The organism is Phenylobacterium sp. (assembly GCF_041916435.1).
Taxonomy (GTDB): domain Bacteria; phylum Pseudomonadota; class Alphaproteobacteria; order Caulobacterales; family Caulobacteraceae; genus Phenylobacterium.
Genome location: NZ_JAYRZM010000001.1, coordinates 425,133 through 445,303 on the forward strand (window position 1 = coordinate 425,133; position 20,171 = coordinate 445,303).

At 66.8% G+C, this 20,171-nt stretch carries 17 protein-coding genes; 10 read left to right on the plus strand and 7 right to left on the minus strand.

Translation table 11 applies throughout. From position 1 onward, the window contains the following. Positions 1-39: 39 nt before the first annotated feature. The 3 genes from ACE3TA_RS02115 to ACE3TA_RS02125 form a co-directional block, all read right to left on the minus strand. Positions 40-909: an AAA family ATPase gene (locus ACE3TA_RS02115; protein ID WP_374570045.1), complete on the minus strand. Its 870-nt coding sequence runs from the start codon at positions 907-909 to the stop codon at positions 40-42. Positions 910-1,056: 147 nt separating this feature from the next. Beyond that, on the minus strand, positions 1,057-1,506 hold the full coding sequence (locus ACE3TA_RS02120) for a primosomal protein (protein WP_374570046.1): 450 nt from the start codon (positions 1,504-1,506) through the stop codon (positions 1,057-1,059). A gap of 44 nt (positions 1,507-1,550) precedes the next feature. Next, positions 1,551-3,335, minus strand: a complete 1,785-nt coding sequence (locus ACE3TA_RS02125) for a tetratricopeptide repeat protein (RefSeq protein ID WP_374570047.1) — start codon at positions 3,333-3,335, stop codon at positions 1,551-1,553. A gap of 201 nt (positions 3,336-3,536) precedes the next feature. On the opposite strand from ACE3TA_RS02125, the gene flbT reads away from it, so the two are divergent. The 9 genes from flbT (at position 3,537) to ACE3TA_RS02170 (ending at position 11,484) form a co-directional block, all read left to right on the plus strand. Continuing rightward, positions 3,537-3,962: a flagellar biosynthesis repressor FlbT gene (flbT, locus tag ACE3TA_RS02130; protein ID WP_374570048.1), complete on the plus strand. Its 426-nt coding sequence runs from the start codon at positions 3,537-3,539 to the stop codon at positions 3,960-3,962. Further along, positions 3,922-4,293 (plus strand): flagellar biosynthesis regulator FlaF, encoded by a 372-nt coding sequence (gene flaF / locus ACE3TA_RS02135; RefSeq protein ID WP_374570049.1) that lies wholly within the window; start codon positions 3,922-3,924, stop codon positions 4,291-4,293. The genes flbT and flaF overlap by 41 nt, the downstream gene beginning before the upstream one ends. A gap of 282 nt (positions 4,294-4,575) precedes the next feature. Beyond that, a complete protein-coding gene (locus ACE3TA_RS02140; RefSeq protein ID WP_374570050.1) occupies positions 4,576-5,409 on the plus strand; it encodes a flagellin in 834 nt (277 codons plus the stop codon). 117 nt (positions 5,410-5,526) lie between these two features. Next, positions 5,527-5,811, plus strand: a complete 285-nt coding sequence (locus ACE3TA_RS02145) for a flagellar protein FlaG (protein WP_374570051.1) — start codon at positions 5,527-5,529, stop codon at positions 5,809-5,811. A 190-nt stretch (positions 5,812-6,001) separates the two neighbouring features. Further along, on the plus strand, positions 6,002-6,832 hold the full coding sequence (locus ACE3TA_RS02150; RefSeq protein WP_374570052.1) for a flagellin: 831 nt from the start codon (positions 6,002-6,004) through the stop codon (positions 6,830-6,832). Positions 6,833-7,002: 170 nt separating this feature from the next. Next, positions 7,003-9,729, plus strand: a complete 2,727-nt coding sequence (locus ACE3TA_RS02155) for a hypothetical protein (protein ID WP_374570053.1) — start codon at positions 7,003-7,005, stop codon at positions 9,727-9,729. Between the two features lie 55 nt (positions 9,730-9,784). Next, complete coding sequence (locus ACE3TA_RS02160; protein WP_374570054.1) at positions 9,785-10,453, plus strand: hypothetical protein; 669 nt, start codon at positions 9,785-9,787, stop codon at positions 10,451-10,453. Between the two features lie 51 nt (positions 10,454-10,504). Continuing rightward, positions 10,505-10,882 carry a hypothetical protein gene (locus ACE3TA_RS02165; RefSeq protein ID WP_374570055.1) on the plus strand — a complete coding sequence of 126 codons (378 nt, stop codon included), beginning with the start codon at positions 10,505-10,507 and terminating at the stop codon, positions 10,880-10,882. A 107-nt stretch (positions 10,883-10,989) separates the two neighbouring features. Then, positions 10,990-11,484, plus strand: a complete 495-nt coding sequence (locus ACE3TA_RS02170) for a single-stranded DNA-binding protein (RefSeq protein ID WP_374570056.1) — start codon at positions 10,990-10,992, stop codon at positions 11,482-11,484. Positions 11,485-11,578: 94 nt separating this feature from the next. Here ACE3TA_RS02170 and ACE3TA_RS02175 read toward each other — a convergent pair whose 3' ends face one another. Then, entirely contained in the window at positions 11,579-14,425 is a 2,847-nt protein-coding gene (locus ACE3TA_RS02175) for a TonB-dependent receptor plug domain-containing protein (RefSeq protein WP_374570057.1), read from the minus strand. A gap of 549 nt (positions 14,426-14,974) precedes the next feature. On the opposite strand from ACE3TA_RS02175, the gene ACE3TA_RS02180 reads away from it, so the two are divergent. Further along, complete coding sequence (locus ACE3TA_RS02180; protein WP_374570058.1) at positions 14,975-15,469, plus strand: Lrp/AsnC family transcriptional regulator; 495 nt, start codon at positions 14,975-14,977, stop codon at positions 15,467-15,469. Positions 15,470-15,639: 170 nt separating this feature from the next. On the opposite strand, the gene ACE3TA_RS02185 is transcribed toward ACE3TA_RS02180, so the two are convergent. From ACE3TA_RS02185 to ACE3TA_RS02195, 3 genes are all read right to left on the minus strand, one after another. Then, positions 15,640-17,220, minus strand: a complete 1,581-nt coding sequence (locus tag ACE3TA_RS02185) for an amidohydrolase (protein WP_374570059.1) — start codon at positions 17,218-17,220, stop codon at positions 15,640-15,642. A 483-nt stretch (positions 17,221-17,703) separates the two neighbouring features. Then, complete coding sequence (locus ACE3TA_RS02190) at positions 17,704-18,141, minus strand: DUF3617 domain-containing protein (RefSeq protein WP_374570060.1); 438 nt, start codon at positions 18,139-18,141, stop codon at positions 17,704-17,706. A 45-nt stretch (positions 18,142-18,186) separates the two neighbouring features. Next, a complete protein-coding gene (locus tag ACE3TA_RS02195; RefSeq protein WP_374570061.1) occupies positions 18,187-20,091 on the minus strand; it encodes a cellulase family glycosylhydrolase in 1,905 nt (634 codons plus the stop codon). Positions 20,092-20,171 lie beyond the last annotated feature (80 nt).

Consider the following 20,171-nt stretch of genomic DNA (forward strand, 5'->3'; position numbering starts at 1 on the left):
GAGGCTCGCGTCAGGTCGAGTGAATTCGCGGTAAGCCGCTTACTGGCCCGGGCGCGATCCGGCGCCTTCGCGGCGGGCCAGGAAGGCCAGGCGCTCGAACAGGTGAACGTCCTGCTCGTTCTTCAGGAGCGCGCCGTGCAGCGGCGGGATCAGCTTGGTCGGATCGTTTTCCTTCAGGGCGTCGCCGTCGATGTCCTCGACCATCAGCAGCTTCAGCCAGTCGAGCAGCTCGGAGGTGGACGGCTTCTTCTTCAGGCCGGGCACCTTGCGCATGTCGTAGAAGATGCGCAGCGCCTCGGAGACGAGCTTCTGCTTGATGCCCGGATAGTGCACCTCGACGATCTCGTTCATCGTGTCGGAGTCGGGGAAGCGGATGTAGTGGAAGAAGCAGCGGCGCAGGAAGGCGTCCGGCAGCTCCTTTTCGTTGTTGGAGGTGATGATCACCACGGGCCGGACCTCGGCCTTGATGGTCTCGTCGGTCTCGTAGACGTAGAACTCCATCCGATCGAGTTCCTGCAACAGGTCGTTGGGGAACTCGATGTCGGCCTTGTCGATCTCGTCGATCAGCAGCACCGGGCGCTTGCCGGCGGTGAACGCCTCCCAGAGCTTGCCCTTCTTGATGTAGTTGCGCACGTCCTTGACGCGCTCGTCACCGAGCTGGCTGTCGCGCAGGCGGGTGACCGCGTCGTACTCGTAGAGGCCCTGGTGGGCCTTGGTGGTGGACTTGATGTGCCAGGTGATCAGGTCCGCGCCCAGGGCGTTGGCGACTTCATAGGCCAGGACGGTCTTGCCGGTGCCCGGCTCGCCCTTGATCAACAGGGGCCTTTCGAGAGCGATAGCGGCGTTGACCGCAACCTTGAGGTCTTCGGTGGCGACGTAATTGTCGGTGCCTTCAAATCGCGTGCTCATCAGGGCTCCTGTCGCGGGACGCGCGGGTCCGCGCTCGAACAATTGTTTCAACTGTCGTCAAACTATAGGCCAACGCGCGACATTCAAGCGGCTTGAACGTCGCGTGAAGGCGCACGCGACGTCAGGTGCGCGCTTAGCGGGCGGCGTTCAGCGGCGCGGCGCCGGCGATTCGCCGTCGAGGTAGCCCATGCGGCGCAGATCCTCGTCGGCCACGTCGCGAGCCTGGAAGTTGGCGAAGTCGTCCTCGCCGCCGCTGGCCTCGGCCGCGTCGCGCACAGTGTCCAGGCCGTCGATCTCGTCGGGGGAGAAGAGGGCGTCGTCCTCGGCCTCGGCGTCCAGGTCGACGAAGCCGTCCCCGTCGTCCTCGCCGGCGCGGTAGCGCAGCTCGTCGTCGTCTTCGAGGTCGCGGTCGTCGAAGGCGGACTCGTCGAACTCGTCCTCGTCCTGGTCGCCGTCGGCGCGGGTGACGTCGAGCACGTCGTCGAGGTCCTCCAGCGTCATGAAGGACTCGCCGTCGTCGCTGAAATTGGTCTCGTCGGCCGCCTCGGCGCGGTCCTGCGGATCGAAATCGGCGTCGTCGCCCCACTGGCCGGGCATGGGCCGCTCCCCAGGCTCGAGCGCCGGCGGCGCTCCTCGCCCATTCAACCCGCGGCGGCGCTTCGCGTTCCCTGGCCGACGAATTCGCCCATCGCCTCGGCGATCTCGGCGATCACCGGATCCCAGTCGCCGAAGGTCTTGGCCGAGAACATGCGCACGCCGGTGTACCAGGGGTAGCGCTCGGTCCCGAGCTGGGTCCAGGCGCCTGGCGTGGAGATCAGCCAGGTGGGCACGCCGCAGGCCGCGGCGATGTTGGAGGTGGCGTTGGCCGGGCCCATCACCAGGTCCATGGCGCAGCTCAGGGCGGCCACGTCGTCCAGATCCATCTTCAGGTCGATGCCCTGCGGCTGGATGATCTCCACGCCGAATTCGCGGCGGGCCATCTCGATGTCGGCCGTGCAGTCGCCGTACTGCAGGTTCACGAAGGTCGCGCCGGGCGTCTGCAGGATCGGGCCCCAGCGGTCGAAGGGCGAGAAGTACTTCTTGCGCGCCGAGTTGATCAGCATGCTCGTCCAGACCAGGCCGATCCTGGGGCCCGGATGGTCGGCGAACTGCTCGCGCCAATAGGCCACGCGCTCGGGGTCGGCCTTCAGGAAGCCCTCGGGACGCTCGGGGAAGTCCTCCAGCTTCAGGCGGAACTGGCGCAGCGGCTGGCCCATCGGCGCCCAGCAATCGACGTCCGCCCAGTCGGTGATCATCGGCACCGAGCGGATGTTGCGGCCGTGCCGCTTGAAGGTGTTGTGCACGCCCAGGTTCGCGCGCGGGAACGAGCGCTGCAGCAGCGGCACCAGCCGGCGGTCCACGGCGATGCTGAGGCGGCCGCCCGGGCCGAGGGCGGCGAACAGGTCGTCCAGCATGTTGGCGAACAGCACCTCGTCGCCCAGGCCCTGTTCGCCGACCAGCAGCAGGTGCTTGCCGTCGATGTCTTCGAAAGGCGTCCATTGCGGCCGGTTGATGAGGAAGTGAATCGGGTCGTGGAAGTCCGGCGACAGGCGCGCCTCGTAGGCCTCCCAGCCCTGCGGCAGATCGCCGCTAGCCAGCAGCATGGTGGCCAGCGCCAGGCGCATGGTCTCCTTCTCGTCCGGCGCGGTGCAGGCGTTCATCGCCATGCGGCAGTCGGCGATGGCCGTCTCGGTGTCGCCCATGGTGAAGAGGGCGTTGGAGCGGTTGTAGCGCGCCTTCACGTGTTTCGGATCCAGGCGCAGGGTCTCGGTGTAGAAGATCGCCGCCTGTTCGGTCTCGCCCAGGTCGGCCATCACCGTGCCGAGCGTGTTCCACAGGAGCGGGCGGTCCGGCGCGGCCTGGATGGCGGGCTTGAGCACGTCGATCGCGTCGCTGTAGCGCATCTGCTCGCGCAGCACGCAGGCCAGGTTGTTGGAGCTCTCCGGGGCGTAGGGCCGCGCGGCCAGGTGGATGCGGAAGAGCGCCTCGGCCTGAGGCAGCATCTGCATGCGAAAAGCCAGTCTGCCCAAGTCGTTAGCGATTTCGGGGCTGTCCGGATTGAGCGCCAGGGCGCGTTCGTAGGAATCGATCGAGGCCGCCCAGTCGCCGAGCTTTTCGTGGGCGATCGCGGCGATGTGGTGGCCGAAGAAGTTGCTGGGGTCGGCCTTCAGCGCCTTGGCGCACAGCTTCAGGGCGCGTTCGAATTGGCCGGCCGAGACGGCGGCCAGGGCGCCGTTCAGGTGGGGCAGGGCGGCCTGCACGGCGCGGGCGTCGGCCAGCTCCTTGCGCAGGCGTTTGAGGGCTTCCTTGGACGCGCTGTCGCCCGCCGGCGCCAAAGCCTTAGGATCGCGCGCCAGGGGCGGCGCTCGGTCGGTTTGCGCGCCCATGCGCCACCTCTTCCACTTGGGTTTCGAGGCGAGCTTGAAAAATCATGCTTAACGGTCTGCTAATGCGGTCGGGAGGCGTTCGCGCAACGAGCGGTTAACTCCCGTGGACCTAGCGTGCCCTCGTTCACGAAGCGGACTTCCGCGTCGTGCGACCGGGCGACACGCCTCAAGCCGGAGGGGCCGGCTATTGGAGATTGAGGAATGCCGCTGAAGTTGTCCCTGAAGCCCGGTGAGAAGTTCGTTCTCAACGGCGCGGTCGTTCAGAACGGGGACCGTCGCACGACGCTGGTGCTGCAAAACAAAGCGTCCGTCCTTCGTGAAAAGGATATCATGCAGCCTGAGGAAGCGAACTCGCCGGCGCGGCGTATCTACTTCCCGATGATGATGATGTACTTGGACGAAGTTGGGGCCAACCGCTACTACGACGAATTCGCGGAGCGGTTGACGGAGTTCATGGGGGCGATCCGCAATCCGGAGATCCTGGCGGATTGCGTCGCGATCTCGAAGCACACCATGGCGCGCGAGTACTACAAGGCGCTGATGCTGTGTCGGAAGCTGATCGAGTACGAAGACGTGAGGTTGGGGAATGTCGCTTCAAGCGTACCAGCAGGCGGCCAGCCGGGCTGAGCCTCCGCGTGACGCAGAATATCGGCTGTTCGGGCAGGTGACTCGCGCGCTGATGCGCGCCTCCCAGTCCGACAAGTTCGATTTCGCCACGCGGATCGACGCCATCGACTGGAATCGCCGGCTCTGGTCGGCCCTGGCGCAGGACTGCGCCAATCCCGGCAACAAGCTGCCGGCGCAGGTGCGGGCCAACATCATCAGCCTGAGCATCTGGGTCAGCCGCCATTCCAGCCTGGTGATGCGCGGCGAGGAATCGTTCGAGGATCTCATCGAGATCAACAAGATGATCATGCAGGCCCTGGCCGGCCCCGGCACCTCGTCCGCCGCCGCCTGATCGCGCCAGATCATCGACGACATGACGCCGGCCCATCGGGCCGGCGTTTTCGTTTCGGCGGGAGGTCGTGGGGCGGCAAATCCTGCCGCCGCCCGGCAGAATTTGCCGGGCAATGAGCGCCGCCTCCGCCCGGCGCGCGGGCGGGTGGGGTCAAAACATCAGCGAAATCAATGGGTATGGAGGGCGTCGGCGACTGGCCTGGCGCTTGCTTGTCGCCTAACCGGGCAAAACGCCCCCGACAGTCAAAATGACGTCGGTCCCTGAGAAAAAGGACTACTCGCTATGGGAATGAATAGCGTTAATACGAACGTTGGGGCGATGGTCGCCCTGCAGAACCTCAACTCCACCAACAAAGACCTTCAAACGACGCAAAGCCGCATCAACACCGGCTTGAAGATCGCGTCCGCGAAGGACAACGGCGCCATCTGGGCCATCGCCCAGAACCAACGCGCCGAATCGAGCTCCCTGAACGCCGTCATGTCGTCGCTGCAACGCGGCCAATCGGTGGTGGACGTGGCGCTCAACGCCGGCTCGGCCATTTCCGATCTGCTGGTTCAGATGAAGGAAAAGGTCGTCGCGGCCTCCGAAACGGGCCTCAGCTCCGCTTCGAAGCAAGCCCTCAGCGACGAGTACCAAGCTCTTCGCGCTCAGATCGACACGATCTCGGGCAACGCTTCGTTCGACGGCGTGAACCTGATCTCGGCCGTCGCGACCAGCTCGACCGGCATCAAGGCGATCGCCAACGCGAACGCTTCGGCGACGATCGACGTGGACCACGTCGACCTCTCGACCACCAACTCGGCGATCGCGAGCACGCTCACGAGCCTCACCGGCACCGTGACCAGCTCGGACATCACCAACATCGAAACCGCCATCCAGAACGTCTCTTCGGCGCTCTCGAAGCTGGGCACCGGCGCCAAGGCGCTGGACACGCACCTGACCTTCGTCGGCAAGCTGCAAGACACCCTGGACGCCGGTGTCGGCAACCTGGTGGATGCGGACCTGGCCAAGGAAAGCGCGAAGTTGCAGGCCCTGCAGACCAAGCAACAGCTCGGCGTGCAGGCTCTGTCCATCGCCAACCAGTCCTCGGGCATCCTCCTGGGTCTGTTCCGATAAGTCTTACGGGCGCGGTTCGTCCGCGCCCAATGACGTCGGCGGCGGGGAGGCGAGCCTTCCCGCCGTCATTTTTCAACGGGAGTCGCCGCGCTCGACCAAGAGACGGCGAAGGGAAAGATGGAGAACAACGTCGCATCGACTGCGCCTCTCCACGATATCGAGCCGGTTCAGCCGGTCCGCTCCTCGGTTCCCGCCGCCGCACCCGCGGCGCCCGAACCCCGGCAAGACCAAGCCGACCTGCGCCTCGTGATCGAAGAGAACGGCCACACCGGAACCTTCGTCTACAAGACCATCGACCGCCGCACCGGCGAGGTGGTCTCGCAGATCCCCCGCGAAGAAGTGCTGAAGATGCAGCACGCCGAGGGTTACGAGTCCGGAACGGTCATTAAGACGCAGGCCTGACGCCCGCGGCCGGCCAGCGGGCCGGACCCCAAGCCCGGCAAGGGCTTTCACCGCGATCGGCGCCCGCCGATGCGCGGCTGAGCGCGTTAGGCCGTTAACTTTCTGCTCACCATGTCCCCTCTAGCGTTAACCATGCTTTGGGGGGTGCGAGTCGGGCGCCGTCCAAGCCTCTCTGAAGGAGACGGCCGCCATGGCGATTTCGGTGAATACGAACAAGTCGGCGCTGATCGCGCTGCAGAACCTCAACGCGACCAACGATAAGCTGGCGGACGTCCAAACCCGCATCAACACCGGCCTGCGCGTCTCGAACGCCAAGGACAACGCCGCGGTCTACGCCATCGCCCAGAAGCAGAGGGCCGAGTTCAGCTCGCTCGACGCGGTGAAGATGAGCCTGGATCGGGCCAACTCCATCACCGACGTGGCGATGACCGCCGGCCAGCAGATCTCCGACATCCTCGTGCAGATGCGCGAGAAGGTGGTGGGCGCGGCCGACGGCTCGGCCTCCACGGCCTCGAAGAAGGCGTTCGACGACGAATATCAGACCCTGCTCGAAGCGATCGGCCAGTTCGCCAACTCCGCCGAGTTCGACGGGGTGTCGATCCTGAACGGCACCATCACCTCCGCCATCTCCTTCCTGGCCAACGCCGAGGGCGACAGCTACGTCAACCTGTCGCCGCAGAACTTCACCGTGTCCGGCTCGATCATCAACCTGGGCGGCACCTCGCTGACCGGCACGACGACGGCCACGCAGTCGGTGCTGGCCAGGCTCGATTCGGCGATCGCCAACGTCACTTCCTCGCTGGCCGAGCTGGGCGCCCAGGCCAAGCAGATCGAAAAGCACGTGACCTTCGTCGGCAAGCTGCAGGACACGATCGAAAGCGGCATCGGCAACCTGGTGGACGCCGACATCGCCAAGGAAAGCGCGCGATTGCAGGCCTTGCAGGTGCAGCAGCAGCTCGGCGCCCAGGCCCTGTCGATCGCCAACCAGGCGCCGCAGATCATCCTGCGCCTGTTCCAGTAAGCCCGGTCTCCGTTGGGGAGCGTCAAAGCCCTGGGGCCGCGCGGCGGCTCCGGGGCTTTTTCTTAGGCGTTAACGGCCCGGCTTAACGCCTCGTCAGTCCTTGTCCGTCACGTTTCAATCGAGTGACTCTGTAACCGAAAGCCGTCGTCGTGATCAGTTTGGACAGCAACGTGTTGCTTGCCTACTACCAGGCGCGGACCGGCGTCGGGGCGAGCCAGTTCGCGGCCCAGGCGGCGGCCGGCTCGGCGGCCAACCAGAAGAAGGTGCCCACCGCGCCGTGGAGCACGCTTTCGAAGTCGCCGCAGCCCGACGACCTGATGAAGGGCGTGCTGAACGGGCACAAGTTCGTCGACGAGAACGCGGCCAAGATCGACGTCAAGGACGCCAACAGCGACTACAAGAAGCTGTTCTCGGTCTACCAGGCCCTGGCCACGCTGAACGCCCTGGCCGAGAAGGCCAATTCCTCGGACACCTCGGCGGCTGAGCTCAAGCGGATTCAGGCGGCGTTCACCCGCGGCATGAGCGAGGTCTCGTCCTATCTCGACACGGCGAAGTTCGACGAGTTCCGCCTGACCCAGGGCGACATGACCACCCAGGCGCGGATGAGCGTGGGCGTGCCCAAGACCAACGCCACCTATGTGACGGCGCCGCTGCAGGCCGGCTCGGCCGACGACGCGGTCGACGCCTTCCAGGGGAACGTCAGCTTCAACCTGGCGGTCAAGAGCCTGGCCAACGTCACGACCAACGTCACGTTCGACCTTTCCGAGATGGGCTCGACGACGCGGTCGATGAACAACGTCGTCAAGTACATGAACGACAAGCTGGCCGCCGCCGGGGTCTACACCCGCGTGACCGTGGACCGGATCGCCGGGCAGGACCAGACCACCACGGTCAACGGCAAGACCATCACCCTGTCCAAGGCCGTCGATCAATTCGCCCTGAAAATCCAGGGGGATACCACCGAACAGCTCACGTTCTCCGCGAACACGACCGCGCCCGCCGTCTATGTGACGCAGACCGTCGGCGATCCCGACCCGGACGGCAAGCCGAGCACCAACGACGCGGTGCAGAACGAGCAACTGCTCAAGCTGGAGACCGGGACCGCCTCCGACGCGGTGCGCCGGCCGGGCGACGTGAACTGGGTGGACGGCCGGGTCTTCGCCGTGGACCTGCCCAGCGAGGTGACCAGCGTCCGCAAGACCGTGACCGGCGCGGACGGCTCGATCTACATGCTGGCCGACGTGAACGGCGAGGTCGACGGCCAGACCATCAAGGGCCAGAGCGACGTGGCCCTGATGAAGTACGATTCGGCCGGCAAGCTGATCTACACGCGCACCCTGGGCGCGGCGAGCAACGCCGACGGCTTCGGGCTGGCGGTGTCGGCCGACGGCCAGATCGCCATCTCCGGCTCGGTGACCGGCGGACTGATCCGGGGCGAGACGGGCGCCGATCCGACGACGGCGGACAGCTTCGTCACGGTCTTCGACGACCAGGGCCAGGAAGTCTGGACCCAGCGCCAGGGCGCGCGCGACGAGGACGAGGCGACCAGCGTGGCCTGGGGCGCGGACGGCACGCTCTATGTGGCCGGGCGCACCAAGAGCGCGCTGTCCGGCCAGAGCGCGTCCGGCGGCTGGGACGGCTATCTGCGCAGCTACAACACCAACGGCACCCTGGTGTCGACGAACCAGTTCGGCACGAGCGGCGACGACAAGATGGCCGGGCTGGTGGTCGACGGGAACAACGTGATCGTCGCCACCCAGGAAGGCGGCGACGCCAAGCTGCGGCAGTTCGACTTCACCACGGCCAATGCGCCGACGCTGGCGGCGACGCGCGACCTGGGCTCGCTGGGCGGCGGCAGCCTGGCCGGCGTGGCCCTGGACGGGAGCAAGGTGGTGCTGGCCGGCTCCTCGGGCGGGGTGCTGAGCGTCGGCACGACCACGCGCGCCTATTCCGGCGACATCGACGCCTTCGCCGCCACGGTCTCCACCGACCTGTCGAGCACGGCCTCCGACGCGATCGCCTATTACGGCGGCTCCGGCTCGGAACACGCGACCGCGGTGACGGTGTCCGGCGGCAAGGTTTGGATCGCCGGCACCTCCAAGGGGGACATCGGCGGCGCCGCGCCGATCGGCGACGTGGACGGCTTCGTGGCCGAACTGGACGTGGCGACCGGCGCGGTCGGCTATTCCCAGCGCTTCTCCGGCAAGGACGGCTTCGCCACGCCCAACACCATCACGGTGGGGCAGACCGGCTCAAGCGTGCTGGACCGCCTGGGGCTGCCGGAAGGCACGATCAACTACAAGGACAGCCAGCTCATCACCGCGGCCACGGCGGCCCGCGACGGCGACAGCTTCCAGATCCGCACCCGGATCGGCGGGCCGGCGGTGACCATCTCGATCAGCAACGACGACACGCTCGACACCCTGGCCCAAAAGATCCGCCGGGTGACCGGCTACACCGTCAAGGTGGACGTGGTCTCCGACGTCGACAGCCGCAAGCTGCAGATCAAGCCGATCAACGACCGCTACAGCCTGGAGATCCTGGGCGGGACGGGCGGCAAGGACGCGCTGGAGGCGCTGGGGCTGCAGGAAGGCTTCGTGCGCGCGACGACGATCGACAAGAAGACCGACAAGATCGTTCCGGCCGACGGCGGCTCGCCGATGTATGCACTGAAGCTGCCGCGCGACGTGAGCCTGAACAGCGACACCGACGTGAAGAACGCCCTGGACAAGCTGAGCCTGGCCATGTCGGCGGTGCGCACGGCCTATCGCGACCTGCAGTCGGCGGCCACGCCGAAGGACCCGCTGGCCAATGTGAAGGGCACCGCGCCCGCCTATCTGACCGCGCAGATCGCCAACTACCAGGCCGGTCTGGACCGCTTGACCGGCGGCGGCTAGGCGCCGGGCGAGGCTCGCGCTTGAAACCACGAACGCCCCGGTCTAGCGAGAACCCATGGAACTGCTGAAAGACCGGCGAGTGGTCTTCATCCTCATGGGCGGCGCGGTGGCGCTCGCCGCCGGGATTCTCATCGCCATGGCCCTGATGTCGGGCGGCCGCGGGGCGAACACGCCGCCGCCCGCCTCGCGCGGCGGGCTGGTGGTCGAATCGACGAGCGCGGCCGACGACGGCAAGCCGGACGGCGCCAAGCCGCTGCGCTGCTTCGTGGCCGGCCAGTTCGTGGGCGAGCTGACGCTGGCCGACTGCGCCAAGAAGAACGGCGTGGCGACCGACGCCCTGGACGTGGGCATCGACGAGAACGGCGCCTTGGCGGCCGCCGACCAGGCCGGCACCAACCTGGCGCCGCTGCCTCCCGCGGCCGAGCCCGCGCCGGTCACGCCGCTGGAGCCGGCGGCGAGCAGCGGCGCCGCCTCGGGCCCCGCCGGCGGCTGCTGGCGCTACGCGGGCGACTGGCGGCGGCTGCCGGGCGACCTGACGCTGAACGCCTGCGTGCAGGCCCTGTTCGCCGGCCGCTGTGAAAAGCCGGGGCAGGCCAGCTACGGCCGCTGGATGCAGCAGACCCTGCGCCTGGTGCCCGGGCGGGTGGAGGTCTCCAGCGACAACCACACCTTCCGCACCCTGGTGGAGCAGGGGCCGGGATGCTCCACGCCGCTGGTCGGCTGAGCGCGACGAGAATCCTCGCCTAGGCTGCGCCGGCCGTGTAGGTTTCGCGCCATGTTTCGCACCACCCTGATCATCGCCGCCGCGGCCCTCGCGCTCAGCGCCTGCCAGAAGCGGGTCGAGCCGCCGGGCGACGTCGGCGTCTGCTATCACGCCGTGCCCATGACCGACGGCACGATCAAGTACAACAAGGTGGGCGGCCCGGCTTCGAGCCTGGAGGTCTGCGCGGCGCGGCTCGAGGCCATGCGCATCAAGTTCCTGATGCTGGGCGGCAACCAGCGCGAGATCATGGGCGCCTATCAGGGCAATTTCCTCTTCCTGCAGAGGGAGGGGATCTTCACGTCCCCCTCCCTGCAGTCGGGCCGCTACCTGGCCCTGGTGCGCACGGGAGACGGTCGCCTGGCCATCCCCGGCGCCATGCCGCAGCAGTAGGCGGCGAGGAACATAGGTGGAACATTTTGGTTTGATCGGCGCGACGCGTCGGTCTAGCGTGCGTGCGGGCCAGGCCCGCAATCTACGGAAGCTTCAAGGACATCGACATGGCGGGCAGCGTCAACAAGGTCATTCTGGTGGGCAATCTCGGGGCCGACCCGGAAATCCGCACCCTCACCTCCGGCGACCGGGTGGCCAACCTGCGGGTGGCCACCTCCGAGACCTGGCGCGACCGCGGCTCGGGCGAGCGGCGCGAGCGCACCGAATGGCACCGCGTGGTGATCTTCAACGACAACCTGGTGAAGGTGGCCGAGAACTATCTGCGCAAGGGCTCGAAGGTCTACATCGAAGGCTCGCTGCAGACGCGCAAATGGACTGACCAGTCGGGCCAGGAGAAGTACTCCACCGAGGTGGTGCTGCAGAAGTTCCGCGGGGAGCTGACCATGCTCGACGGGCGCGGGGAGGGCGGCGCCGAGCGCGGCGGCGACGACTACGGCGGCGGCTATTCCGGCGGCTTCTCCAGCGGCTCGGGGCCGCGTCAGCAGAGCTCGGGCCCGCGCGAGGACTTCTCGGCCGACCTGGACGACGAAATCCCGTTCTAGGCCGCAAACAGAAAGGCGGCGGGCCGGAATGGCCGCGCCGCCTCGGGACCGTCTCGCCCCGCGGATCGCTCCGCGGGGCGATTTCGTATCCGGACTAGAACTGCATCCGCAGGCCGACGCGGAAGACGCGGCCGAGAACGTCGTAGAGGGTCCGGTTGGTCTGCGCGTAGGCCAGGGTGTTTTCGTAGCCCTGGTAGGCGGGGTTCGCCGTGAGCACCGGATCCTTGTTGAAGATGTTCTTGACCGAGATGTAGCCCTCCGCCGACGCATTGCCGATTTCGAAGCTGCGCGACGCGGACAGGTCGAAGTAGAGCGCGCCGTCCAGGTGGTTGTCGTTGATGGTGTACTGCGGCGACGAGACCGTCGGGCAGTTGGTCGTGCACTCGATGAAGTCGTTGTCGATGACGCCGGAGCTGACGCCGCGGGCCGTGACGTTGAAGGTCCACGGATCGAGCTTGTAGGTGCCGGTCAGGCGGTAGATCCAGTCCGGCGTGCTGCCGGTGTTCTCGCCCGCGCTGTCCTGAACGGTCACGCCGTCGTCGGTGATGTTCTCGATGTAGTGGGTGAACATGCCGCGCAGGGTGACGTCGCCGGCGCCCTTGCCGAACATCTCTTCGACGTTGAACCGATAGGAGACCTCGATGTCGAGGCCCTTGGCGGTCAGGCTGTTGAGGTTGTCGTAGTAGAGGTCGATCGTGCTCAGCGAGCCGTTCACGTAGTTCATGTTGTCGCAGTACTTCTGCACGTGGTTGATCGTGCAGTAGTCGGCGGTTTGCTGGGCGGTGACGAAGCTGATCACCCCGTCGACCTTGATGTCGTAGTAGTCGACCGAGGCGGCGAAGCCCGGCAGGAAGCGCGGCTGGAGCACGAAGCCCACGCCGTAGCCGTCGGCGACTTCAGGCTGCACGCCGGGATTGCCCTGCAGGTTCTGCACGAAGGCCACCGAGGCGCCGTTGATGGCCACCGAGTTGCTTCGCGCGGTCCCGGAGTCGAACAGCTCGCTCATGTTCGCCGCGCGGATGTCGCGGGAGACCGAACCGCGGAACTTGATGTCCTCGATCGGCGAGTAGGTCAGACCGACCTTCCAGGTCTTCACGCCGCCCGACGTGGAGTAGTCGGTGTAGCGGAAGGCGCCGGTGAACTCGAGCGTGCTGATGATCGGCGCGACGACTTCGAGGTAGGCTTCCTTGACGTTGTAGTCGCCGCTGGTGACGCGGTAGTTGCCGTACTTCCAGCCGCTGCCCTCGTATTGAGCGTCGACGGAGCCCGACATTTCCTCCTTGCGGTACTCCGCGCCGAAGGCCACCGAGATCGGTCCGGCCCAGCCCTGGATGTCGCTGGTGGTGAAGTTGATGGCCGCGACGTTCTGCTTGAACTCCTGGTCGCGGGTGGGGGTGCCGAGCACGTAGTTCAGGGCTTCCTGGCTGGCGACGCCCACGCCCAGGCGGTTCAGCGGCACGCAGCCGTTGGTCGGGTCGGTCAGCGTCGAGCGGCAGACGATCTCGCCGGTGGACGGATCGACGACCGCGTCGGTGGCCAGCGCCAGGCGGGCGTTGTTCCAGATGTTGATCAGGTGTTCGCGGGTGTTGGTGACGCCATACTGGTAGTAGCCGTCCCACTTGAAGCCCAGGCCGAAGGCGTTGAAGTCGCCGTTGGCCCCGACGACATAGCGCTCGGTGTCGCGCTTGTTCTTGCTGCCCGAGGCCGGCATGTCGGCGTTGTTGGTGCCCATGGTGAAGGAGGACAGCCCCAGCGACGCCATCTGGGCTGCGACCGAGGCCGGCAGATAGGCGTTGTCGGCGTAGATGGTCACGCCGGTGTTGGTGGGCTGGACGTAGTAGGACATGCCTTCGTAGCTGGCGTAGGACGCCTGGGCGAACACCGAGATGTTCGGCGTCGGCTCATAGCTCACGCGGCCGAAGTAGCTTTCGCGGTCCTCGTCGGGAGACAGCGTGTTCGAGCCGTTCATCGCCGAGGAGGAGTACTGCCAGTCGCCGCCGACCATCCACTGGCCGGCGACGTCGCCATAGGCGAGCTGGTTCACCGAGCCGTTGACGCCGAAATAGGTGCCCTTCAGCGGGCCGGAGGTGATAAGGCCGCCGGGCGTGTAGCTGGAGATGCCCGCGTGGTCGGTGACGATATAGGTCGGCGCGCCCGCGGACTTGTCGGGGTTCAGGATCCCGAAGTGGCCGTTCTGGTTCCACTTGCGGTCGATGTTCTGGACGCCGTCCTGGCTGACCTTTTCAGCGCTGAACAGCACGTGGCCCTTGCCGCCGGCGAACTTCTCGCCAGCGGTGACGTTGAACTTCCAATTCTGGTTGTCACCGTAGGTCGTCTCGCCGTACTCGGCGGTCATCTTCAGGCCGGTGAACTCCTTGTCGAGGACGAAGTTCACCACCCCGCCGACGGCGTCGGAGCCGTAGACCGACGAGGCGCCGCCCGTCACCACCTCGACCCGCTTGATCAGCGATTGCGGGAAGGTGTTGGTGTCGACCTGGCCGGTGGAGGCCGAGACCACGGAGCGCTGGCCGTCGAACAGCACCAGGGTGCGGCCCGTGCCCAGCGCGCGCAGGTTGAGGGCGCTGATGCCCGCCTGGCCGTTGGAGAGCGCGCCGGAGGAGGAGGCCGCGGTGGCGCTGCCGGTCACCGAGGGCAGGGTGTTGACGAAGTCGGCGATATTCGCCGGCGCTTCTGCCTGGATCTCCTCGGTGCCCAGCACGTTCACCGGCGTCGGCGCGTCATAGCCGTCGCGCACGATGCGCGAGCCGGTGACGACCACTTCGTCGAGCGCGCTGGTTTCGCCGCCGGCCGCGGCGGTGTCGGCGTCAGCGTCGGCGGCGAGGGCGCCGGCGGCGTGCATGCACAGCGCCAGGGCGCTGACGGTGGCGAGCGCATAGCGTCGCGCGCCGGGAGCGGAGCGGAACTTGGGTGAAACGTGCATGTCTATCCTCAATCTCGAAGAGTTTTTGCAAGCAGATCGCGAGGTCGTTCGCGATCGAGCGGCTGTTTCGGTGTGTCGGAGAACGGTCGCGCGTAGTCATCGGCGGGTTCACCGCCAACGGCTGAAGGAACACTTGGGTGAAAGGCGCTCGGCTTTCGGAGGGCGTCGCTGGCGAGCGAAGACCCCCTCAGAAACGGCGATCTACAATGGAATATAGATCGACATGTCTTTCAAACGTCACGCTTTTGACACGCCCGTCGCTAAAGTGGATGGCGAGTGCTGGCTTTGACGATTTTGTCAAAAAGCGCAGGCGTGACGTAAGTCGTATGAGACCTTCTCTGAAAACCGCACATGGAGACCCCCTGTAAGTTCTTGAACGGGACGCGTAGTCATTGGCTAGCGACGGCCGCGAAGTCTCCTCCGAAGCCTGCCAATATCATCTCGTCTCAACAACAATACTGGGGGCGCATTTATTTGTATTGCCCTAGCCGCGGTTCCCCGCAAAAATCGGCTTATTGCCGACGATTTATGCATCACATCGGGAGAGTCATGTCGAAATTCGAACACGTCGGCCTGGACGCCGTCGATTTCCAAATCCTGCGGGAGCTCTGCGCCGACGGTCGCGCGTCCGACGTGTGGCTGGGCGAAAAGATCAATCTGTCCAGCACGGCGGTCGCGCGCCGGCGCAAGATCCTGGAAGAGCGACAGGCGGTGCTCAGCTACACCGCGAACCTGAACCTGCCGATGCTGGGATTCAGCGTGGTCGTCTTCGTGGCCATCGAACTGAGCTCGCAGGCCGAAAAGGCGCTCAACGAGTTCGAGCGCGAAGTCGTCAAGTGTCCGTCGGTGTCCTATTGCGGCTTCGTCTCGGGAGACACCGACTTCCTGATCATGCTGAACGTGGAGTCCTTTGAGGACTACGACCGCGTCTATCGCCGCGAGCTGTCGACCCTGCCGCATGTCTCGCGGATCCGCTCGAGCTTCGTCATCCGCGAGGTGGCCCGCCGCTCGACGCCGCCGATCGTCTTCCAGGAACGTCCGTAGGGGCGAAAACGATGCGCCCCGCGCCCAAGGGGTAGGCGCGGGGCGCTGGTCCAAAGCCGCGGCGGCGAGACTGAAATCGGGATCTCGCGGCCGATGGGGCTCTGGCTCTTGAGGCGGCGCGCGATGTGGGCCGAAGCGCCGCCCTCAAGCTCTTTCGACTGGCGGGCGGATCAGTCCGAGGCCGCCGCCGGGGCCGGATACTTGACGCCCAGCTGGTCGAGGTAGGTCTTGTACTTCTTGGAGTTGTAGTAATACGGCTCCATCTTCGGCCGCATGCGTTCCATCAGGTCGGTGTTCAACCAGATCGCCGGCTTGTCGTCCTTGGTCAGGACCGGATCGTAGGTGTCGTACTTCTGCTGGTCGGTGTTGAAGTAGTCCTTGGCCTCGGCCAGCAGGCTCGGCGTCGTCATCAGGTCGAGCACGGTGAGCGCCACGGCCTTGGCGCCGGCCACCGCGCCCTTGTGGGCGATCGGCGTGGCCATGGCGATGGCGGCGGTCACGTTGTGGCCGATGGTGTTGGGAATGTTCGACGGGAAGCGGATGGTGATGGTCGGCACCGTCCACATGATGTCGCCGATGTCGTCGGAGCCGCCGCCGATGGACTGGCCGCGGGTCTCCGGCGTCGACAGCTTGGCCACCTCGCTGCGCAGGGGCTGGATCTTGAAGTGGTTGGTTTCCTGCACGGCCTTGGCGAAGGCCTGGTCGTCGGCGCTCCACTTGGGCATGCCGACCAGCTCGATGTTCTTCTGCGCCGCCTCGGCCATCGGCTTGTTGGCGAAGTTGGGCGCGGCGTAGCCGAGGATATGGTGCTCCACCGTGGTGCCGGTGGCCATGGCCGCGGCCTCGGAGATGGTGTTGCCGGTCTCGTAGAGGTCGCGGATCGACTTGAAGGTCTGCTCGCGGAAGTAATACCAGACGCTGGCCTTGCCCGGCACGATGTTGGGCTGGTCGCCGCCGTTGGTGATGACGTAGTGCGAGCGCTGGGTCACCGGCAGGTGTTCGCGCCGGAAGTTCCAGGCCACGTCCATGATCTCGACGGCGTCGAGCGCGCTGCGGCCCGCCCAGGGCGCGCCGGCGGCGTGGGCGGTCTTGCCGTGGAAGGTGTACTCCACCGAGACCATGCCGTTGTTGCCGGCCGGGCCCCAGCCGGTGGAGAAGTCGCTGCTGACGTGGGTGAAGATCGTCGCGTCCACGTCCTTGAATAGGCCGTCGCGCACGTAGAAGGCCTTGGTGGCCAAGAGCTCCTCGGCGATCCCCGGCCACAGCATCAAGGTGCCGTTGACGTGGTTCTTGACCATCTGGTCCTTCACCGCCAGGGCGGCGGCGACGATCAGCGGCATGCCGGCGTTGTGGCCCTCGCCGTGGCCCGGCGCGCCTTCCACCATCGGCTTGATCTGCGGCGAGCCGGGCACCTGCGACAGGCCGAGCAGGCAGTCCTCGTCGCTGCCCAGGGCGATCTTCGGCCCGCCGGTCCCGTTGCTCCAGGTGGCGGTCCAGGCCGACGGGATGCCGGCCACGCCCTTGACGATCTTGAAGCCGTTCTTTTCCAGGATGCCGGTGAGGTACTCCTGGGTCTTGAACTCCTGGAAGCCTGGCTCGGCGTAGCTGAACACCTGGTCGACCATCTGCTGGACGAGCGTGGCGTTGGCGTCGACGTCGGCGATGGCGGCGGCCTTCATTTCCGCCGGCGCCTCGGCGCGGGCCAGGGCGCCCGGCAGGCAAAGCGCCGTGGCGAGCAGTAGAACTGACAAGGGCCTCTTCTTGCCGGCGCTCATCCTTGTATCCCCCGAGACAAACGGTTGCGCTCGAAGCGGGTTCGGGCCCGCTCAAGCCATGGTTGATTTCGCGTCGGCCACGTATGAGTGGTGGCGTCCGCAGATTTGTCGGCGAGGTGAACGCGGCGTCCAGCGTTTGAGCACTGAAACTGACGCCACCTCTGTACTTCGGTTCGCCCCCTTCATCCGGCGCGAAGACGCCGCCTGACGTCGTCGCGCAGTTTTTCGACGAAAAGAGCTCTATTAGGTTTGAAAAACATCAGAACAACGCGAACGCATCACAGATTTCAGCGCGTGTAAACGCCGTGGCGCGGATTTCCGCGACAAATCGCGTGATACTTGAAGGGTGCGCGCTTTCCTCGCCGCCGGCGCCCACCGAGGCGGCGACGAGGCGCCTAAAACGCGGTCATCCGCCGGCGCGGTCCGTCGGACGCGCCTGCGGGCTTCAATTCTTGCGGGCTAGTTCTTCTTGTCGGGCTTGGGCGGGCACACGTCGCTGATGCGATGGGCCTCGGTGCTGGCCTTGGCGGCGATCGGGATGCCGAGGATGTCGGTGGCCACCGTGGCGGTGAGCTGGAAGGTGGTGGGGGTGAACGAGCCCTCGCCGGCCACCTTGACCTTCTGGCCCTTCTTGCTGACGCACTCGCCGCTCAGCTTGATCCGGCCGCCCTCGAAGCTCTTCAGCGGATAGGTGCAGGTGTAGTGGTGGTTCGAGGGGCCCATCATGAACTTGGTCACTTCCTCGGGCGTGATGCACCGCTGCTCCACCGACTTGGTGTGGATCGGCGAGAGCAGCCGGTTGGTGCTCTCCCAATAGCCCGGCAGGATGCCTTCGGCCGCGGCGGCGGGGCCGGCGATCCCGATGAAGGCGAAGAGAAGCAGCAACTTAGATTTCATTCTTCATCCTTGCCCGGCGAATGGGGCGAGCCCGTGACGCACGTCTCAGGCTAGATGGAGGCGCAGGCGCCCGGCTCCAAGGGCCGAGACGCGCCAAATGTCGCCGTCGCGCTCCACGCCGGCGCCGTCGCAGGCGAGCGTCCCGCCCGTCGGGAACCAGGCGGCGGGCGCCACGATCTCGCTGGGCGCCTTGACCGCCGGGTCGACGTCGATCTCGGCGGTGAACACGCCGCTCTCCCAGTCGAACGCCTGGCTGACGATCCGGCCCTGGGCGGCGCGGACATAGGGGCGGGCGAAGCCGCGCACGGCCCGGCCGCCGTCGTCGGGTCCGGCCTCCTGGTCGCGGGAGAAGATCGACAGGTCCTCCTGGTTCCAGCCGTCGCCGACGCGCAGGTCGTTGCGGTTCGAGGCGGTGTAGTTCCACTGGGTGGACGAGATCAGCAGGGCGTCCATGGCGTCGTACATCAAGGACAGCGCCTTCTCGTGCGCCTCCCAGACCTTGGGCCAGCGCTCGCCCCTGGCCCAGGCCTCGTAGGCCTCGCCGCCGTTCAGGTCGTAGGGGATGCCGAACTCGCCGATCAGGGTGGGCGCGCCCGCGCGCTCGCCGACCTCGCGCACCTGGCCGAGCTGGCGGATGTAGCGGGCCCGCGTGCGCTCGGCGTCGGCGTTCACGTCGAAGGTCTTCAGGCCCAGGGTGCGGATGTCGTACCAGTGGTTGGCGTTGACCGAGCCCGGAGGCAGCTCGCCGAAGCCGTGGCCGGTGGCCGCCGCGAAGGGATCCAGCTCGGCGAACAGCAGCCAGTCGCCGCGCACCTCGCGCACCGTGCGGGTCACGTCGGCCATGAAGGGGGCCATGAAGTCGTTCTCGTGGTCGACCTTGCGGGCGCCGGCCATGACGAAGGCGTCCTCGCGCAGGGCCAGGGGCTCGCCGCCCTCGGGCTTCCAGATCCCGGCGCGCTCGAACGGATCGGGTCCGTCGTCCAGCCAGATGCGCACGGCGCCGGCGTTCACCTCCAGCTCGTCGGCGACGACCATCCGGCGGCTCTGCGGGTCCAGGCCCATCACCGGCAGGCGCGCGGGCAGGCCGGCGGCCACCGCCAAGCCGTCGAGCGGCGACCAGACCGGCCCCGGCCGGGGCGGGCGCGGGTTTTCCGGCGTGGCCTCCGTGTGGCGCTGCGACAGGCGCTGGCCGCTCCAGCCCGAACCCGGCTCGTTGAGGCTGTCGAAGCCCATGACGTTGTCCAGGCCGGCGACGCGCTCGGCCACGGCGCGCATCGCGCCGCGATAGTGGTCCTGCAGGAAGTCCTGGACGTTGCGGCCGCCGACGTTCCAGTCGGGGGTGAAGGTCCTGCCGGCGAAGAAGGCGGTCCAGCAGATCCCGTTGACCGGGTACTGGTAGTTCCGCGACCAGGTCATCATCGGATAGCGGTCTTCCTGACGGCGGACCGGGCTCGAATAGTCGTAGAGGTTCTGCATGACGTGCGCCGCGCCGGCGGCGCCGAAGCGCGTGAAGTCCAGCCCGAGCGCCTCGAACACCCAGCCGGGCGCGCCGTCGCCGCCGCTCATGCGGCTCCAGACGTCCTGGTGGAAGTCGATGAAGACCTGCAGCTCGTGTTCGCCCGCCCGGCGCACGACCTCGGCCAGGTAGTCGAGATAGGCGGCGTCGTACCGGCCGGGACCGGCGTGCTCGACCGCCTCCCAGGTGGTGAGCAGGCGCAGGCAGTTGAAACCCCACCCGCGCAGCCGGCCCAGGTGTTCGTTGGCCTCGTCCAACGGGAAGGGGCGGCCGACGAACGAGACCTCGCGATGGTCGGAGAAGTCGCTCGGCCGGTCGGTGCCGCCGTCGGGGTAGGGGACCTTGCAGTCGCCGCCGAGGTTCACCCCGCGCAGCAGGACCTGGCGTCCGGCCTCGTCGATGAAGCGCGTCCCGCGGCTGCGCACCTGGCCCATGTTCGCTCCCCTGGTCTGCGCGGCCGCCGCCGCCCGGCCGCGAGCCTAGGCAGGGCGGCGGCGACCGCCAAGGGGGAGGA

What these genes read in the sequence shown, in the direction of transcription:
- ACE3TA_RS02115 (WP_374570045.1), bottom strand. Translation starts at nt 909, where the DNA reads ATGAGCACGCGATTTGAAGGCACCGACAATTACGTCGCCACCGAAGAC.
- ACE3TA_RS02120 (WP_374570046.1), bottom strand. Translation starts at nt 1,506, where the DNA reads ATGCCCGGCCAGTGGGGCGACGACGCCGATTTCGATCCGCAGGACCGC.
- ACE3TA_RS02125 (WP_374570047.1), bottom strand. Translation starts at nt 3,335, where the DNA reads ATGGGCGCGCAAACCGACCGAGCGCCGCCCCTGGCGCGCGATCCTAAG.
- flbT (WP_374570048.1), top strand. Translation starts at nt 3,537, where the DNA reads ATGCCGCTGAAGTTGTCCCTGAAGCCCGGTGAGAAGTTCGTTCTCAAC.
- flaF (WP_374570049.1), top strand. Translation starts at nt 3,922, where the DNA reads ATGTCGCTTCAAGCGTACCAGCAGGCGGCCAGCCGGGCTGAGCCTCCG.
- ACE3TA_RS02140 (WP_374570050.1), top strand. Translation starts at nt 4,576, where the DNA reads ATGGGAATGAATAGCGTTAATACGAACGTTGGGGCGATGGTCGCCCTG.
- ACE3TA_RS02145 (WP_374570051.1), top strand. Translation starts at nt 5,527, where the DNA reads ATGGAGAACAACGTCGCATCGACTGCGCCTCTCCACGATATCGAGCCG.
- ACE3TA_RS02150 (WP_374570052.1), top strand. Translation starts at nt 6,002, where the DNA reads ATGGCGATTTCGGTGAATACGAACAAGTCGGCGCTGATCGCGCTGCAG.
- ACE3TA_RS02160 (WP_374570054.1), top strand. Translation starts at nt 9,785, where the DNA reads ATGGAACTGCTGAAAGACCGGCGAGTGGTCTTCATCCTCATGGGCGGC.
- ACE3TA_RS02165 (WP_374570055.1), top strand. Translation starts at nt 10,505, where the DNA reads ATGTTTCGCACCACCCTGATCATCGCCGCCGCGGCCCTCGCGCTCAGC.
- ACE3TA_RS02170 (WP_374570056.1), top strand. Translation starts at nt 10,990, where the DNA reads ATGGCGGGCAGCGTCAACAAGGTCATTCTGGTGGGCAATCTCGGGGCC.
- ACE3TA_RS02175 (WP_374570057.1), bottom strand. Translation starts at nt 14,425, where the DNA reads ATGCACGTTTCACCCAAGTTCCGCTCCGCTCCCGGCGCGCGACGCTAT.
- ACE3TA_RS02180 (WP_374570058.1), top strand. Translation starts at nt 14,975, where the DNA reads ATGTCGAAATTCGAACACGTCGGCCTGGACGCCGTCGATTTCCAAATC.
- ACE3TA_RS02190 (WP_374570060.1), bottom strand. Translation starts at nt 18,141, where the DNA reads ATGAAATCTAAGTTGCTGCTTCTCTTCGCCTTCATCGGGATCGCCGGC.
- ACE3TA_RS02195 (WP_374570061.1), bottom strand. Translation starts at nt 20,091, where the DNA reads ATGGGCCAGGTGCGCAGCCGCGGGACGCGCTTCATCGACGAGGCCGGA.